Origin of the sequence: Pseudomonas sp. SWI7, assembly GCF_006351945.1 — a bacterium.
Taxonomy (GTDB): domain Bacteria; phylum Pseudomonadota; class Gammaproteobacteria; order Pseudomonadales; family Pseudomonadaceae; genus Aquipseudomonas; species Aquipseudomonas fulva.
The window spans coordinates 2746761-2762220 of the sequence record NZ_CP040930.1; the positions used below are offsets into that span (position 1 = coordinate 2746761).

Annotated in this window: 16 protein-coding genes and 1 tRNA gene; 11 read left to right on the forward strand and 6 right to left on the reverse strand. The window is 62.7% G+C overall.

Annotated elements, in window-relative coordinates; translation table 11 throughout:
- The first annotated feature begins 1 nt into the window (after position 1).
- The 3 genes from FH041_RS12600 to FH041_RS12610 all read left to right on the forward strand — a co-directional run bounded on the left by FH041_RS12600 (position 2) and on the right by FH041_RS12610 (position 1093).
- Positions 2–226: a cysteine-rich CWC family protein gene (locus FH041_RS12600; protein ID WP_028687227.1), complete on the forward strand. Its 225-nt coding sequence runs from the start codon at positions 2–4 to the stop codon at positions 224–226.
- The gene (locus tag FH041_RS12605) at positions 216–908 is read left to right on the forward strand and encodes a pseudouridine synthase (RefSeq protein WP_027914559.1); all 693 of its coding nucleotides are present in this window, start codon (positions 216–218) and stop codon (positions 906–908) included. Before FH041_RS12600 ends, FH041_RS12605 begins: the two co-directional genes overlap by 11 nt.
- 111 nt (positions 909–1019) lie before the next feature.
- A tRNA-Gly gene (locus tag FH041_RS12610) sits at positions 1020–1093 on the forward strand.
- Positions 1094–1141: 48 nt separating this feature from the next.
- On the opposite strand, the gene FH041_RS12615 is transcribed toward FH041_RS12610, so the two are convergent.
- Positions 1142–1576 (reverse strand): DNA methylase, encoded by a 435-nt coding sequence (locus FH041_RS12615; protein WP_173645883.1) that lies wholly within the window; start codon positions 1574–1576, stop codon positions 1142–1144.
- On the reverse strand, positions 1573–1797 hold the full coding sequence (locus FH041_RS12620) for a DUF2188 domain-containing protein (protein ID WP_028687226.1): 225 nt from the start codon (positions 1795–1797) through the stop codon (positions 1573–1575). Before FH041_RS12620 ends, FH041_RS12615 begins: the two co-directional genes overlap by 4 nt.
- Positions 1798–2048: 251 nt before the next feature.
- On the opposite strand from FH041_RS12620, the gene FH041_RS12625 reads away from it, so the two are divergent.
- Positions 2049–3059 (forward strand): DUF4917 family protein, encoded by a 1011-nt coding sequence (locus FH041_RS12625; RefSeq protein WP_049696477.1) that lies wholly within the window; start codon positions 2049–2051, stop codon positions 3057–3059.
- Between the two features lie 81 nt (positions 3060–3140).
- Here FH041_RS12625 and FH041_RS12630 read toward each other — a convergent pair whose 3' ends face one another.
- Positions 3141–4346: an SAM-dependent methyltransferase gene (locus FH041_RS12630; RefSeq protein WP_049696478.1), complete on the reverse strand. Its 1206-nt coding sequence runs from the start codon at positions 4344–4346 to the stop codon at positions 3141–3143.
- A 66-nt stretch (positions 4347–4412) separates the two neighbouring features.
- Entirely contained in the window at positions 4413–5030 is a 618-nt protein-coding gene (locus FH041_RS12635) for a membrane protein (protein WP_049696479.1), read from the reverse strand.
- Positions 5031–5215: 185 nt separating this feature from the next.
- Between FH041_RS12635 and bglX the strand changes: the two genes are divergently transcribed.
- The 6 genes from bglX to FH041_RS12665 all read left to right on the forward strand — a co-directional run bounded on the left by bglX (position 5216) and on the right by FH041_RS12665 (position 13691).
- Positions 5216–7507 carry a beta-glucosidase BglX gene (gene bglX, locus FH041_RS12640; protein ID WP_049696480.1) on the forward strand — a complete coding sequence of 764 codons (2292 nt, stop codon included), beginning with the start codon at positions 5216–5218 and terminating at the stop codon, positions 7505–7507.
- Positions 7508–7611: 104 nt separating this feature from the next.
- Entirely contained in the window at positions 7612–9369 is a 1758-nt protein-coding gene (locus FH041_RS12645; RefSeq protein WP_049696481.1) for an ATP-binding protein, read from the forward strand.
- Positions 9363–10697 (forward strand): sigma-54 dependent transcriptional regulator, encoded by a 1335-nt coding sequence (locus tag FH041_RS12650; RefSeq protein ID WP_049696482.1) that lies wholly within the window; start codon positions 9363–9365, stop codon positions 10695–10697. The genes FH041_RS12645 and FH041_RS12650 overlap by 7 nt, the downstream gene beginning before the upstream one ends.
- A gap of 242 nt (positions 10698–10939) precedes the next feature.
- The gene (locus FH041_RS12655) at positions 10940–12259 is read left to right on the forward strand and encodes an MFS transporter (RefSeq protein ID WP_023534430.1); all 1320 of its coding nucleotides are present in this window, start codon (positions 10940–10942) and stop codon (positions 12257–12259) included.
- A 382-nt stretch (positions 12260–12641) separates the two neighbouring features.
- Entirely contained in the window at positions 12642–12968 is a 327-nt protein-coding gene (locus FH041_RS12660; protein WP_140174678.1) for a hypothetical protein, read from the forward strand.
- 117 nt (positions 12969–13085) lie between these two features.
- Positions 13086–13691 carry a flavin reductase family protein gene (locus FH041_RS12665; RefSeq protein WP_027914549.1) on the forward strand — a complete coding sequence of 202 codons (606 nt, stop codon included), beginning with the start codon at positions 13086–13088 and terminating at the stop codon, positions 13689–13691.
- Here the strand turns inward: FH041_RS12665 and FH041_RS12670 are convergent, their stop codons facing one another.
- A complete protein-coding gene (locus FH041_RS12670; protein ID WP_033695025.1) occupies positions 13692–13934 on the reverse strand; it encodes a hypothetical protein in 243 nt (80 codons plus the stop codon). It lies immediately after the preceding gene.
- 81 nt (positions 13935–14015) lie between these two features.
- Entirely contained in the window at positions 14016–14309 is a 294-nt protein-coding gene (locus FH041_RS12675) for an antibiotic biosynthesis monooxygenase family protein (protein ID WP_027914548.1), read from the reverse strand.
- A gap of 198 nt (positions 14310–14507) precedes the next feature.
- Between FH041_RS12675 and FH041_RS12680 the strand changes: the two genes are divergently transcribed.
- Positions 14508–15428: an AraC family transcriptional regulator gene (locus tag FH041_RS12680; protein WP_027914547.1), complete on the forward strand. Its 921-nt coding sequence runs from the start codon at positions 14508–14510 to the stop codon at positions 15426–15428.
- Positions 15429–15460: the final 32 nt, after the last annotated feature.

A 15460-nucleotide genomic window follows, 5' to 3' on the forward strand; every position in this document is an offset into this window, starting at 1 on the left:
TATGAACGACGATCAATACTGCCCCGCCTGCGGTGCCCTTAACCAGTGCACCCTGGCCGACCCTGCCCAGGCCACCCAGGCCTGCTGGTGCTTCAGTGTGCGCATCGACCCGGCCGTGCTGCAGGCCCTGCCTGCCGAACTGCGCGACCGTGCCTGCCTGTGCCCAAGCTGCGCGGGCGTCGAGGCCCAATTGGCATCGCCTGCTGGTTTCACCCATGCGCCTTGATCGTTTTCTTGCCAACCTGCCGACCTGCAACCGCCAGCATGCGCGCCTGATGCTGGCTCAACGTCGCGTGCGCGTCGATGGCCAGGTAACCAGCGACCCGCTGACGGAAGTGCGGGCGTTCAGCCGGGTCGAGCTGGACGATGAGGTGCTGCAGGCGGGCCACCCGCCACGCTACCTGATGCTGCACAAGCCGGCCGGTTGCGTCAGCGCCACCCACGACCCCCAGCATCCGACCGTCATGGATTTGCTGCCCGACGCGCTTGCGCAGGGTCTGCATATTGCCGGGCGCCTGGACTTCAATACTACCGGGCTGATGATCCTGACCAACGATGGCCAGTGGTCCCGGCGGCTGACCCAACCCACCACCAAGCTGCCCAAGCATTACCTGGTCGAAACCCAGGACGAGATCGGCGAGCACTACGTGGCCCGGTTTCAGGAGGGTTTCCACTTTGCTTTCGAAAACCTGACGACCCAACCGGCCGACCTGCAGATCCTCGGGCCGCGCCTGGCCCGGCTCGCCATCGTCGAAGGGCGCTACCATCAGGTCAAACGCATGTTCGGGTTCTACGACAATAAGGTGGTCAAGCTGCACCGGGAGCGCATGGGCGCCATCGCGCTGGACCTGGACCTGCCGCCAGGGGCATACCGTGAACTCACGCGCGAGGAAATCGCTGCCGTGTAGGCGAGCCTTAGGCGCATGGAGGGGAGCACGGGAAAACGGAGGGAAATGACGTTTTTTTATAACGCGGGCTTCTAATTTGCCGAACGTTCTGGTAAAAAGTGCAGCTCAGATGCGGGTATAGTTTAGTGGCAAAACGAAAGCTTCCCAAGCTTTAGTTGAGGGTTCGATTCCCTCTACCCGCTCCACCTTCAAGCCAGCGTTCACATGGCTTACGCTTCCTCTACCGCCCATCCTCATTGCGCACGTTGATGCTGCAGTACCGGCGCCGCTTCCCGCATGAAAATCTCGAGCGTCTTGGGCCCCACGCCTTCAAACCTCAGCAGCCAAGCGTTTACGTGCGCCATGTCCACTGCGTCGTCCAGCAGCACGTGGTCCATTTCCGCTTCAAGCCCTTTGCCCAACCGATGCAGCCGCCGGGCCGTGGATTCGTCGTAGCGTGCGTAACCGGCCTGACCCAGCAGCTTCACCAACGTGTGATGCGGGCACCTCGCCAGCTTGCCCGGTGTGTCCAGGCCGTGGGTATCGACCAGTACCTGATAGGCCTGGACCGCGACACTGGCGCGAATGCGCTTGCCGATCAGAAAGCTTGCAAGCAACCACTTGTAGAGGCCGCGCCCATGGCACTGGTGCATGTCGATGCCAAGCAGCGCGGCGCTGATCGGTATCAACCCTTGGTGCGCCGCGGGTCAGCGGAACGTGGGTAGGTGCGCTCTTCCTCGAGGGTGCCGTCGGCCTTGTGGATCTTCACCGAGGCGGTCTTGCCCTCAAAGAAGGTGGCCAGCGACCCCACCAGTTCTTGCTTGGTCGCGCTGTGTTTCGAGGCACGCGCAGCACCTGCCTTCTTCAGTTCCCACCCGTCGTTGGCAGGGCTTACATGATAGGTGTCCATGAGGGATCTCCTGTTCAGGTAAAGACATGACGATCTATGTGTCGGTGTGGGCGGTGCTGGCTAGGCACTGCACCGTGACCACTCAATACCTTGGAGGGAATGAAGTCCGCTCGTGTTCACTTTCAATCCTCTGCAGATGCCCTCACCCTCACCAATGCACCCTACACGGTGCTGCCAGCTCTGGCACGGCGCACTCATGACCTGGGCTTGGCGTGGTAAAGTCTGCCGGATCCCGCTTTACGGACTTCAGCATGCCCGCACTCGACGCCACTCTCCCCGCCTGGTCAGACCTTGCCGACCAGTACCCCTGCGAAACCCTACTGGTCGGCAACGGCGCAAGCCGGGCCTTCTGGAAGCCGTTCGGGTACTTCTCGCTGTATGAGGAGGCGCAACGGGCCGGGCGCAAAAAGGGCTTGGCCATCAGCGATCAGGCCTTGTTCAAGTCGTTGGGCACTGAGCTGTTCGAACCGGTGCTGACCGCCCTCAACACTACGGTGCGCACCAACGCTGCGCTGGCCATCAACTCGACAGCGCCGCTTAACCGCTATTACTCCATCAAGGAGGCGCTGATCCACGCCGTGCGCAGCGTGCACATGCCCTGGTCGGCCATGCCCGAAGCCGCCCTGACCACCCTCAACCAGGCCCTGCGCGGCTACCGCAACGTCTATACCAGCAACTATGACCTGCTGCTGGTCTGGGCCGTGCAGCACGACCCGAAGGGCTTCGCCGAATTGTTCGACGAGCAGGGTTTTTTCGACGTGCGCCGAACGACGGATAAAGGCACTCGGGTGCTGCACCTGCACGGTGGCATGCACCTGCTCAAGCTGCCTGACGGCACGACCCGGCAACGCAGTGCAAGCAGCGCTGAAATGCTCGAAGGGTTCGCCGTGAATGTGCCAGGTGAAGTGCCGCTGTTCGTCAACGAAGAGCGCAGCGACGAAAAACTGCGTGCCATCCGGCATTCGGACTACCTCAGCTGGAGCCTCGGCCAGTTGGCCGGTGAACACCAAGGCATGTGCCTGTTCGGCCAGCATCTGGACAGCAACGACCGGCACCTGCTCGAAGCCATTCGCTCAGCCCGGCCCAGCCACCTGGCCATTGCCATACGCCCATTGGGAGAGGCATCGGTCATCAATCAGAAGCGTCATTTCACCAGCCGCTTCGAAGACATGCCGGACACGGCCCTGCACTTCTTCGACGCCCAGACGCATCCGCTGGGGCTGGCAAGCACGACTGTGCAATTGATTGCTCAAGCTGAGTGATCAAGCATGCCTGCAGCATCAGAACGCGCTCATGAGCAGCGAAGCATGGATGAGCATATCCAAGGCTGGAGCGCATCAGGTTCAAAGCAAACCATCCGCCCGCAGCAACGTTTCAAGGCAATGCGCCTTCACGCCATAGAACGCCTTGAGCTGTTCTATCTTTTCCAGCAAGGCTGACTGATCCGCTGGCTGGCGCCGCTTGACGGCCAGGATCATCTTGTTCTTGTTGGTGTGCTCCAACGATATGAACTCGAACACCTTGGTCTCGTAGCCGCAGGCCTCCAGGTACAGTGCGCGCAGACTGTCGGTGAGCATTTCGGCCTGCTGGCCCAGGTGCAGGCCATATTGCAGCATCGGCTGCAACAGACCTGGGCTGTGCAACTGCGGGCGGATCTGCTTGTGGCAGCACGGTGAGCACATGATGATCGCCGCGTTGCAGCGGATGCCGGTATGGATGGCGTAGTCGGTCGCCACGTCGCAGGCGTGCAGGGCGATCATCACCTCGATGGCATCGGGCACCACGCTGCGCACATCCCCGCATTGAAACTCGAGCCCTGGGTGTTCGAGCCGCGCGGCGGCAGCGTTGCACAGCTCGACCATGTCCTGGCGCAGCTCCACCCCCGTTACCTGGGCATCGCGGCCCAGCGTATTGCGCAGGTAATCGTGCATGGCGAAGGTCAGATACCCCTTGCCCGAGCCGAAGTCGGCCACCCGCAAGCGCTGCTCGCTCGACAAGGGCGCATTGGCCAGGGCGTGGTCGAAAACCTCGATGAACTTGTTGATCTGCTTCCACTTGCGCGACATCGAAGGGATCAGTGCGCCCTGGCCATCCGTTACGCCAAGGTCACGCAAAAACGGTCGGGCAATGTCCAGGTAGCGCTTTTTCTCGCGGTCATGCCCGTTGCTGCCAACGGTTTCCCGGGGCGCCTGGGCGCCATGACGCTGCAGCATGGGCTTGCCCTTCTTGCTGAAGGTCAATTGCAGTTCACCCTCTGCATCGAACAGGTGAGCGTTGCGAAAATGTTCTGGCAGCAGCTCGGCGATGCATTGCAGAGCATCATCGAGCGGCAGGTTGCGGGTGATATCGCGGGTCTGGTGACGGTAGACCAGGGACAGGTTCGCCTGCCCCTTGACCAGCAAGGGCTTGGCGATAATGCGTTGCAGGGTCGGGTCGGTGCCCACAGGCCGCGCCAGTACCAGCTTGACCACAGTGTTGCCCTGCAAGCCGGTGCGAAGCAGGTCGAGAAACTGGACGCGCGCATCCGGTGGAGTAGAAAGGGCAGACATGGGCAAACGGTACCTCCAATAGCGGGGGCCGTATTCTACACCCCCGCGCAGTCGGCCAGGGTTGCGTTAGTCGAGGATTACCAGCGGCTGGGGCAAACGCCTGCACGCAAGCGCGCGTGGCGCCTGCTGGCCAAGGAGAAGGCCGCACGCCTCGACGCACTCGATCATGCCCTGCAAGGTTTGCCCTTGGCGAACCTGGCTGGCTAGACGGTCAGTGAGCGCGACCCGCACCGCGTCATCAAGGCAAAGCGCGACCTGCTTGTCCATCAGCAACCGTGCGTACTGCTCGGCCTCGCTGACGAAAATCATGACGCATCCGGCACCTGTAAAGGCCTGAGCGCCAAGGTCGAGAAATTGACGAGTGGCCAGACGCGACGCTCGCCAGCGGCGCCAGGCCCGCGGTACGGTCAAGCGTTCAAGGCGCGGGCTGCGCAACAGCACGCACAGGCCGACGAACAGCAGCACGTTGGCGACGATCAGGCCGCGCACGCTGGGCCAGCCCAGCACCCCATGCAGCAAGCCAGGCAGCGCCAGCGCCAGCACGGCCGACCAGAATAGTGGGAAATACGCGTAATCATCGGCGCGGCGGGCGAGCACTGCCAGCAACGCGACATCCGTGCGCCGGCCAACACCGGCCATGGCTTCAGCGAGCTGACGCTGGTAGTAGGGTTCAAGCGGGGTCATGCCGTGTTCTCGTGAGCGTTCTTATAGTTGTTTTCCCGGTGTACGGGGCTTCGTCAGCACGCGACGGATTCAGGCATAATCCGCCGCAGGAAGATCTGCGTGCAAATCGTACAACAACAGCCGCCCGAAAACTTCGCCCGTGCGTGTGTCACCGTTGACCGTGCATCGGCCCCCTTACGGAATTCATGATGAAACTGTCTCTGCTGGGCCTGGCCATGGGCCTCGTCAGCCAGGCGGCTGTCGCCGCCACTTCCGCGCCGCCGCTCGAGAACAAACAGGCCTTCATCGACCATCTGATCAGCCAGATGACCGAGGCCGAAAAAATCGGGCAGTTGCGCCTGATCAGCATCAGCCCCGAAATGCCCCGGGAGAAGATCCGCGAGGAGATCGCCGCCGGACGCATCGGAGGCACGTTCAATTCGCGCACGGCACCGGAAAACCGGCCGATGCAGGACGCGGCCATGCGCAGCCGGTTGAAGATCCCGATGTTCTTCGCCTACGACACGGTACATGGCGAGCGCACCATCTTTCCCATCGGCCTGGGCATGGCCGCCACCTGGGACATGGACGCCGTCGCCAAGGTCGGCCGCACGGCGGCCATCGAAGCGGCTGCCGACGCACTGGACATGACCTTCGCGCCGATGGTCGACATCGCCCGGGATCCGCGCTGGGGTCGCACCAGCGAGGGCTTTGGCGAAGACACGTACCTGACGGCGAAGATCGGCCAGGTGATGGTCCGCGCGTTCCAGGGCAGCAGCCCGGCCAACCCGGACAGCATCATGGCCATCGTCAAGCATTTCGCCCTTTACGGCGCGGTGGAAGGCGGGCGTGACTACAACACGGTCGATATGAGCCTGCCGAAGATGTACAACGATTACCTGCCGCCCTACCGCGCTGCGATCGATGCCGGCGCCGGTGGGGTGATGGTTGCGCTGAACTCGATCAACGGCGTGCCGGCCACCTCCAACACCTGGCTGATGAACGACGTGCTGCGCAAGGAGTGGGGGTTCAAGGGCGTTACCATCAGCGATCATGGCGCCATCCAGGAGCTGATCCGCCATGGCGTGGCGCGCGACGGTCGCGAGGCTGCCAAACTCGCGATCAAGGCGGGCATCGACATGAGCATGAACGACACCTTGTACGGCGAAGAGCTACCAGGGTTGCTCAAGGCGGGCGACGTGAGCCAGGCGGAGCTGGATCAGGCCGTACGCGAAGTACTGGGCGCCAAGTACGACATGGGCCTGTTCAAGAACCCCTACGTGCGCATCGGCGCGGCGCAGAACGACCTCAAGGACTACTACGGCGAGGACCGCCTGCACCGCGACGCCACGCGCGACGTGGCGCGCCGCAGCCTGGTGCTGCTGGAAAACCGCAAGCAGACACTGCCGCTGAGCAAAGACGCCACCATCGCCCTGGTCGGTCCCCTTGCCGACGCTCCGATCGACATGATGGGCAGCTGGGCGGCCGACGGGCGGCCCAACCACTCGGTCACGGTGCGCGAAGGGCTGCGCCGCGCCATCGAGGGCAAGGGCAAGCTGGTCTACGCCAAGGGCTCTAACGTCACCGGTGACAAGGCCATTCTCGACTACCTGAACTTCCTCAACTTCGATGCGCCGGAAATCGTCGACGACCCTCGACCACCTGCAGTGCTCATCGACGAAGCGGTCAAGGCCGCGCAGCAGGCGGATGTGGTCGTGGCCGTGGTCGGCGAATCGCGCGGCATGTCCCATGAATCTTCCAGCCGCACCACGCTGCAGGTGCCGGCCAACCAGCGCGCGTTGATCGAGGCCTTGAAGGCCACCGGTAAACCGCTGGTACTGGTACTGATGAATGGCCGGCCGCTGTCCATCGGCTGGGAGCGCGAGCAGGCCGACGCCCTGCTCGAAACCTGGTTCGCCGGTACCGAAGGCGGTAACGCCATCGCCGACGTGCTGTTCGGCGACTACAACCCCTCCGGCAAGCTACCGATCACGTTCCCACGTTCGGTCGGGCAGATTCCTATGTACTACAACCACACCCGTATCGGTCGTCCGTTCACGCCTGGCAAACCCGGCAACTACACCTCGCAGTACTTCGAAGAACCCAATGGGCCGCTGTATCCTTTCGGCTACGGCCTGAGCTACAGCACGTTCGAACTGTCGGGGCTCGCGCTTTCAGGCAACAAGCTCAAGCGCGGGGACACGTTGCAAGCCAGCGTCGTGGTGCGCAATACCGGCAAGGTGGCCGGCGAGACGGTGGTTCAGTTGTACGTGCAGGATGTGTCCGCCTCGATGAGTCGCCCGGTCAAGGAGTTGAAGAACTTCCAGAAGCTCATGCTCAAGTCCGGCGAAACACGGACCGTGACCTTCAGCATCAGCGAAGAAGACTTGAAGTTCTACAATGGCCAGCTGCAGCGCGTTGCCGAGCCCGGGACCTTCAACGTCCAGGTGGGCCTGGATTCCGAGGCGGTGCAACAGCAGGGCTTTGAACTGCTGTAAGTGTCGACCCTTGACGGCCATTTCGCGGAGAGACCGGAGCGGCGGTGCAGCGCTCCGGTTCCGCCAAAGCGGGCCCCTTCCCCACCCATGCGGATCTGCTCCCAATGCCTTTTTCCTTTCGCGCCCTGCGTCTGGGCCTGATCACCCTGGTGATCGTGCTGGGTACCGTGCTTTGTGCCAGTTGGGCCATGCACCAGGCCAAACGCCAGGCCATGGAGGCGGACGCCCGCCGGGCCAGCCAGCAACTGGGGCTGTACGCCAATGCCTTGCACACCCTCATCGACCGCTATCGGGCCCTGCCAGCGGTGCTGGCCCTGGACCCGGAACTGATCGACGCGTTGCGCGGCCCGGTCCAGGAGCAAACGCAGGCTGCCCTGAACCGCAAACTCGAGCGCATCAACGGTGCAGCCAACTCCTCCACCCTCGAACTGCTCGACCGCAACGGGCTGGCCGTGGCGGCCAGCAACTGGCGGCTGCCAACCAGTTACGTGGGCTCCAACTACGGCTTTCGCCCTTATTTCAAGCAAACCCGTAGCCTGGGTAACGGCCGCTTCTATGCCGTTGGCGTGACCAGCGGGGTGCCTGGCTACTTTCTGTCCAGCGCGGTGAATGACGAACAGGGCCGTTTTCTCGGCGCCATGGTGGTCAAGCTGGAATTTCCCGAGCTCGAGCGAGAATGGCGCCAGGGCAGCGACATCCTGCTGGTCAGCGATGCCCGTGGCATTACCTTCATCGCCAACCAGGACGGCTGGCGCTACCGGGAATTGCGCCCGCTGGACGGCGCCGACCGGGCCGAACTGGCGCAGACCCGCCAGTACGACAAACACCCGCTGATACCGCTGATGCACCAGGTGCTGACGCGTTTCGCTGAAAACAGCACACTCAGCCGGGTGCAGGCACCGCAAGGCGAGACCGAGTTCCTGTGGGAAAGCCTGCCGCTGGAAAGCGAGCAATGGACCCTGCACCTGCTGCGCAGGCCCCAGGTCGGTACCGACGCGCGCAATGCTGGCCTGGGTGCTGCAGCGGTATGGTTGAGCCTGGTATTCGCTGCTTTGCTGGTCAGCCAGCGCCTGCGCCTGTCGCGCCTGCGCCAACGCAGCCGCGAGGAGCTCGAGCGCCAGGTCGAGGAGCGCACCCGCGAGCTGCGCACGGCTCAGGAAGGCCTGGTGCAAACGGCCAAGCTGGCTGCCCTGGGGCAGATGTCCGCTGCCATGGCGCACGAAATCAACCAGCCCCTCACGACCCAGCGCATGCAGCTTGAAACCCTGAAACTGCTGCTGGACCACGGGCGTTACGACGAGGCTCGCCAGGCCCTGGAGCCGCTGGAGCAGATGTTGACGCGCATGGCGTCGCTGACCGGGCACTTGAAGACGTTTGCCCGTAATAGCCCCGGTGGCTTGCGCGAGCGCCTGGACTTGGCCGGCGTGGTCGACCAGGCGCTGGATTTGTTGCAGGCACGCCTGCATGCCCTGGACGTGCAGTTGGCCCTGTACCTGGCGCGTCCGGCGTGGGTGCGCGGCGATGCCATCCGCTTGGAACAGGTGCTGATCAACCTGCTGAGCAACGCGTTGGACGCCATGGCAGACAAGCGCTACCGGCGCCTGGAAATCCGCATCGAGCCCGATGCGCAGCACTGGCGCTTGAGCGTGCTCGATTCGGGGGGCGGCATCGCGGCCGAGGACCTGCCCAGGATCTTCGACCCCTTCTTCACCACCAAGCCCGTAGGGGACGGCCTGGGCTTGGGCCTGGCGATCTCCTATGGCATCGTGCACGACGCCGGTGGGCAGCTGCTGGCCGAAAACGTACCGGGCGGCGCGCGCCTGAGCATCACCTTGCCTCGCGATCAGGAGCCTGCATGTTGAACTCAGTGATGGTCATAGACGATGAAGCCAGTATCCGTACGGCAGTCGAGCAATGGCTGAGCCTGTCGGGCTTCGAGGTCCAGGTCTTTGCCCGTGCCGAGGACGGCCTGGTGCACATTGGCCGGGACTATCCAGGCGTGATCATCAGCGATGTGCGCATGCCTGGCATGGACGGCCTGCAACTGCTCGAACGGCTGCAGGCCGACGATCCGGACCTGCCTGTGATCCTGCTCACCGGTCACGGTGACGTGCCTATGGCGGTCGAGGCCATGCGCAGCGGCGCCTACGATTTCCTGGAAAAGCCCTTCACCCCCCAGCACCTGCTCGGCAGCCTTCGCCGGGCGTTGGAAAAACGCCAATTGGTGCTGGAAAATCGACGCCTGCATCAGCAGGCAGACCTCAGGACGCGCCTTGAAACCACGCTGCTTGGGGTATCACCAGGCATGCAGCAGTTGCGCCGCCAGGTACTGGATTTGGCCGCGTTGCCGGTGAACGTGCTGATTCGCGGCGAAACCGGCAGCGGCAAGGAGCAGGTCGCCCGCTGCCTGCACGACTTTGGCCCACGCGCCAGCAAACCTTTCGTTGCGCTCAACTGCGCGGCCATTCCCGAAGCCTTGTTCGAGGCCGAGCTGTTCGGCCATGAAAGCGGCGCCTTCACCGGCGCCCAGGGCAAACGCATCGGCAGGCTGGAATATGCCGATGGTGGCACGGTCTTTCTCGATGAAATCGAAAGCATGCCCCTGGCGCAACAGGCCAAGTTGCTGCGGGTGATCCAGGACCAGAACATCGAGCGCCTGGGTGCGAATCAGAGCATCCGCGTAGACCTGCGCATTATTGCCGCCACCAAGCCCGACCTGTTCGACGAAGCCCGGGCCGGACGCTTTCGAGAGGACCTGGCCTACCGCCTGAACGTTGCAGAGCTGCGCCTGCCGCCCCTGCGGGAACGGCGGGAAGATATCGTCCTGTTGTTCGAGCATTTCGCACAGGCAGCCGCGTCCCGCATTGGCCGTACGGCCCTGCCGCAGTCGGGCCCGCAGTTGGCTCAACTGCTGACCCATGATTGGCCAGGCAATGTGCGTGAACTGGCCAACGCGGCGGAGCGCCACGTGCTGGGACTTGGTTCGCCCATGCCAAAACAGGCGCCTGCCGGGCAGTCGTTGGCTGAGCGCGTGGAAGCATTCGAGGCGCAGTGCCTGCGTGCTTCACTGCGCCAACATGCCGGTGAGATCAAGGCGGTGATGCAGGACCTGCAAATGCCCCGCCGTACCTTGAACGAGAAAATGCAGCGGCATGGGCTGGTTCGGGACGAATTCGTCAACGCACCGTAAGCGGAAACTCGCCGACGTCTACGCCCTAATGAGCGGGATCTTGCCTATGCAAGTGAACCGGCCTGCCGCGGATCTCTCCCTCAGTGCGTCGCACGTTCGGCTCAACGCCATGATTCATACGGGTTTCACACAAGCGCGCACCTAAACGAAGCAATCGCGCCTCTTTTTGGCACACCTTCTGCAAAAGCTACTGCAAGCTGCGCCCTGCGCGCTTTCACAACAACAATGAGAAGGTGTCCCTGATGGATAACGCTACCTCCCTGCCTACCGGGGCGGCCGCAACGCCTGCCGCGCCAAGAACCACTGCCAGTCGCCTCAAGTCGATCTTCAGCGGTTCGATCGGCAACATGGTCGAATGGTACGACTGGTACGTCTATGCAGCGTTCTCGCTGTATTTCGCCAAGGCTTTCTTCCCGGCCGGCGATTCCACCGCTCAACTGCTCAACACCGCCGCCATTTTTGCGGTGGGTTTTTTGATGCGCCCGATCGGTGGCTGGCTGATGGGCATGTACGCCGACCGCAAGGGCCGCAAGGCTGCACTGATGGCCTCGGTGCTGCTGATGTGCGCAGGCTCGCTGGTGATCGCCCTCACACCCGGCTATGAAACCATCGGTGTGGCAGCGCCGGTCCTGCTGGTGGTCGCTCGCTTGATGCAAGGGTTGTCGGTGGGCGGTGAGTACGGCACCTCGGCCACCTACCTGAGCGAAATGGCCAGCAAGGAGCGTCGAGGCTTCTTCTCCAGCTTCCAGTACGTGACGCTGATTTCGGGCCAGCTCATCGCCCTGGCGGTACTGATCGTTCTGCAACAGACCCTGACCACCGAGCAGTTGTACGCCTGGGGCTGGCGTGTGCCGTTCGTGATCGGTGCCCTGTGTGCGGTGGTGGCCCTCTACCTGCGACGGGGCATGGAAGAAACCGCGTCGTTCACCAAGAAGGAGAAAGCCAAGGAAAGCCTGATGCGCACCTTGATGCGCCACCCCAAGGAACTGCTGACCGTGGTCGGCCTGACCATGGGCGGTACCCTGGCCTTCTACACCTACACCACCTACATGCAGAAATACCTGGTCAACACAGTCGGGATGAGCATCAGCGATTCGACCACCATCTCGGCCGCGACGCTGTTCCTGTTCATGTGCCTGCAACCCCTGGTGGGTGGGCTGTCGGACAAGATCGGCCGGCGCCCTATCCTGATTGCCTTCGGGGTGCTCGGTACGCTGTTCACGGTGCCGATCCTCAGCACCCTGCACACCATCCAGACCTGGTGGGGCGCGTTCTTTCTGATCATGGCCGCGTTGATCATCGTCAGTGGCTACACCTCGATCAACGCGGTGGTGAAGGCTGAGCTGTTCCCCACCGAAATCCGCGCCCTGGGCGTTGGCCTGCCCTACGCGCTTACCGTGTCCATCTTCGGCGGTACTGCCGAATACGTGGCCTTGTGGTTCAAGAGCGCCGGCATGGAAAGCGGCTTCTACTGGTACGTCACAGGCTGCATCGCCTGCTCGCTGTTGGTGTACGCCACCATGAAGGACACCAAGCAGCATTCGCGGATCACCACCGACTAAGCCCATCCCACGCTTAGCACTGCTTCGGGCGCCTAGAGGGCGCCCGATTTCGTTTGGCCACGCCGGGCCTCGTCGGATCATCCAGGCGCCAGCCCTCCTCTGCAGGCCCAGCTTGCACCTTCCCTTCCCGCACTGGCACGACGTTCGTCCGACGCGCTTGGCTTAATGGCCCATTAATCACACTCCGGCACATTACCCCATCAGCAAAAGCGCCAGTACCTGCGCCTCGAAACTCCCCGGGCTGCCTGCGTTCCAGCCCAGGTGCGCGCTCCAATCAATCGTATAAATAGATTATTAAGCACGATTTTTAGCGCTTTTTAATCGCATTAATCGGCGTAGCATTCATTTTATCGAAACGACACACCTACTCTGGAGCATCCCCATGAAAAGCAAATTCATCCTGACCCTCGCCCTTTTCGCATTTGCCGCAGGCGCATCCGCCGAAGATGGATTCGATCGCACCCATGCGCATACCTTCGCAGCGGCGCCTGCTCAGGCCACCGGCTATGCCGAGGACGGCTTTGACCGCACAGGTGGTCAGCGCTTCGCAGAAGACGGTTTCGACCGCACCGGTGCCCAGCGCTTCGCCGAAGACGGTTTCGAACGCACTGGTGGCCAGCGCTTCGCCGAAGACGGTTTCGACCGCACCGGTGGCCAGCGCTTCGCCGAAGACGGTTTCGACCGCACCAACGCCCATCGCATTAGCTGATAGTAGCCATGCGCACTCAGCCCGGCTTTCGCCGGGCTCCAGCATTCCCAGTTGGCCTCAGGCTTGGCACACTGGTCGCCTCTCAAACCAGGAGGTGGGCCGGCAAGCCCAGCGCAGATGTATTACTACGAACCCGCCAAAGGCCATGGCCTGCCCCATGATCCGTTCAACGCCATCGTCGGCCCTCGTCCGATCGGCTGGATATCCTCGCAGGACCAGCAAGGCCATTTGAATCTCGCGCCTTACAGCTTCTTCAACGCCTTCAACTACATTCCACCGATCATCGGTTTCTGCAGCGTCGGGCGCAAAGACAGCCTGAACAATATCGAGCAAACCGGTGAATTCGTCTGGAACCTGGCCACCCGCCCCCTGGCCGAGCAGATGAACCTGAGCTGCTCGGCGGTATCGCCTGAGGTGAACGAGTTCGAACTCAGCGGCCTGACGGCCACGCCGTCGAGCGTGGTAAAGGTGCCACGGGTAGGGGAAACCCCTGTGGCGTTCGAATGCAAGGTGACGCAGATCGTGCAACTGCAGCGCGCCGACCAGGCGTTGGTACCCAGCTGGTTGATCCTGGGCGAAGTGGTGGCGGTGCACATCGCCGAGCGCCTGCTCAAGGACGGCATCTACGATACCGCAGCGGCCGAGCCTATCCTGCGTGGCGGTGGCCCGGCGGACTATTTCGAGCTGGGCAACCTGTTCAAGATGCCCAGGCCCAAAGCCTGATCACCAGATCAGCTCACCCGCTTCGCTGACACCTTGCAGGCGTTGCAATTCGCCCGTGGCCGCCTCGTCGGCAGCCACGGCGCCCTTGAACACTTGCCCATCGAGCACCTTGTGAAAGCGCGGTGCACCGCCCATGCCCATGGCCTTGACGGCAATGGCTGCGTGGTAGCCACCGCCTTCGGCCGGCACCATTGCCGACACGGCTTCGAACTGGGGAAACTCTCTACGTGCCATCTTTGCCATACGCCTTGTGGGTGAAACCTGGATGGTACCCACTGGCTTGATGATGCGGCAATCATTGGCCTGGGCGCCCGTTGAACAGGCTCAACCAAACGTGTGCAGATCCAGACTGCTCACCACTTGGGACTGTACCAACTCGCCGAACACATTCAGCGTTGGCGAAGCGAAGTAACCATTCATCGCCTGCTGATCCTGCCAGCTACCGCTCAATAACCACAGGTCGTCATCAGCCTGCGAGCGTTGCACCGAAAAACTCAGGCAACCCGGGATGTCCAGCGATGGCACCAACAGGTCGCGCAAGCGTGCGCCCAGTTCGGCCGAGCGCCCGCTGCTGGCGCGAATCAAGGCAAGGTGGGTGACCGGTTGTTGTAGCCTCATTGCACACTCTCCCTGAAGCAGCAGTCGAATACCTGGCTTGCAAGGCTAGGGCCTGGGCGCGTTTGCGCGTTAGGCCATTACTGCACACCGATTGCCTGATTCTGCATCGCGGCAGGATCAGGCAATCGATCTGCAGTATTCGACTAGCTTCGGCGGTTGCCCAAACCTATTCTGCGTCGGTCAGCAGAGGAAAGCCCCATGTCCATCGCCCCGTCCCTTGATCCGCACCTGGAGGTCCAGCGCCAGGAGTTGGCCGACTTGATCGCTCGCCATGCAGGCGACCCTTATGGGCCGGCCTCGGCCATCGACAACCTGTTCCTGGTGCGCTACACCGAGAACATTCGCTCGGTACCTACGCTGGCGCAACCTGCGCTGTGCATTCTGGCCCAGGGCAGCAAAAGCCTGTTCCTCGGGGACGAACAGTACGCCTACGACCCGCTGCACTACATGGTGGTTTCGGTCACCTTGCCGCTGAGCGCGGTCAAGCTCGACGCCAGCCCGCAGCGCCCGAGCCTGGGGTTGCGCATGGACCTGGACCCTGCCGAGATCAGCCAGCTGATCGCCGACAGCGGTCCGATGCTGGTACCCAATCGCCCGTATGGGCGCGGCCTGTACGTGGAAAAAACTGACAGCGCGCTGCTCGATGCCTTGCTGCGCCTGCTCCGCCTGCTCGACACGCCACGCGACATCGCCATGCTGGCACCGCTGGTGCGCAGGGAGATTCTCTACCGCCTGCTGCGCGGCCCGCAGGGCTACCGGCTGTACGAAATTGCCTTGGCCAACAGCCAGACCCACCGCGTGTGCCAGGCCATCAGCTGGCTCAACGACAACTATCAGCGGCCACTGCGCATCGAGGACCTGGCCCGCGAGGTCAACCTCAGCGTTTCCACCCTGCACCATCGCTTCAAGGCGGTGACTTCGATGAGCCCGCTGCAGTACCAGAAGCAACTGCGCTTGCAAGAAGCCCGGCGGCTGATGCTCAACGATGGCCTTGAGGCCGCCGTGGCGGCCTATCGAGTGGGCTACGAGAGCCCTTCGCAATTCAGCCGTGAGTACAGCCGGCTCTACGGCGCACCGCCTATTCGTGACATGGCCCGGCTGCGGTCCAGCGCGGTGTAGCAAGACCAAGGTCACCGCAGCGCTGCATTGCG

Excerpts from the sequence above, each read along its gene's own strand:
- FH041_RS12625 (WP_049696477.1), top strand. The coding sequence starts at position 2,049 with ATGCCCGCACTCGACGCCACTCTCCCCGCCTGGTCAGACCTTGCCGAC.
- FH041_RS12605 (WP_027914559.1), top strand. The coding sequence starts at position 216 with ATGCGCCTTGATCGTTTTCTTGCCAACCTGCCGACCTGCAACCGCCAG.
- FH041_RS12650 (WP_049696482.1), top strand. The coding sequence starts at position 9,363 with ATGTTGAACTCAGTGATGGTCATAGACGATGAAGCCAGTATCCGTACG.
- FH041_RS12680 (WP_027914547.1), top strand. The coding sequence starts at position 14,508 with ATGTCCATCGCCCCGTCCCTTGATCCGCACCTGGAGGTCCAGCGCCAG.
- FH041_RS12635 (WP_049696479.1), bottom strand. The coding sequence starts at position 5,030 with ATGACCCCGCTTGAACCCTACTACCAGCGTCAGCTCGCTGAAGCCATG.
- FH041_RS12665 (WP_027914549.1), top strand. The coding sequence starts at position 13,086 with ATGTATTACTACGAACCCGCCAAAGGCCATGGCCTGCCCCATGATCCG.
- FH041_RS12630 (WP_049696478.1), bottom strand. The coding sequence starts at position 4,346 with ATGTCTGCCCTTTCTACTCCACCGGATGCGCGCGTCCAGTTTCTCGAC.
- FH041_RS12660 (WP_140174678.1), top strand. The coding sequence starts at position 12,642 with ATGAAAAGCAAATTCATCCTGACCCTCGCCCTTTTCGCATTTGCCGCA.
- FH041_RS12675 (WP_027914548.1), bottom strand. The coding sequence starts at position 14,309 with ATGAGGCTACAACAACCGGTCACCCACCTTGCCTTGATTCGCGCCAGC.
- FH041_RS12645 (WP_049696481.1), top strand. The coding sequence starts at position 7,612 with ATGCCTTTTTCCTTTCGCGCCCTGCGTCTGGGCCTGATCACCCTGGTG.
- FH041_RS12655 (WP_023534430.1), top strand. The coding sequence starts at position 10,940 with ATGGATAACGCTACCTCCCTGCCTACCGGGGCGGCCGCAACGCCTGCC.
- bglX (WP_049696480.1), top strand. The coding sequence starts at position 5,216 with ATGATGAAACTGTCTCTGCTGGGCCTGGCCATGGGCCTCGTCAGCCAG.
- FH041_RS12670 (WP_033695025.1), bottom strand. The coding sequence starts at position 13,934 with ATGGCAAAGATGGCACGTAGAGAGTTTCCCCAGTTCGAAGCCGTGTCG.
- FH041_RS12620 (WP_028687226.1), bottom strand. The coding sequence starts at position 1,797 with ATGGACACCTATCATGTAAGCCCTGCCAACGACGGGTGGGAACTGAAG.
- FH041_RS12600 (WP_028687227.1), top strand. The coding sequence starts at position 2 with ATGAACGACGATCAATACTGCCCCGCCTGCGGTGCCCTTAACCAGTGC.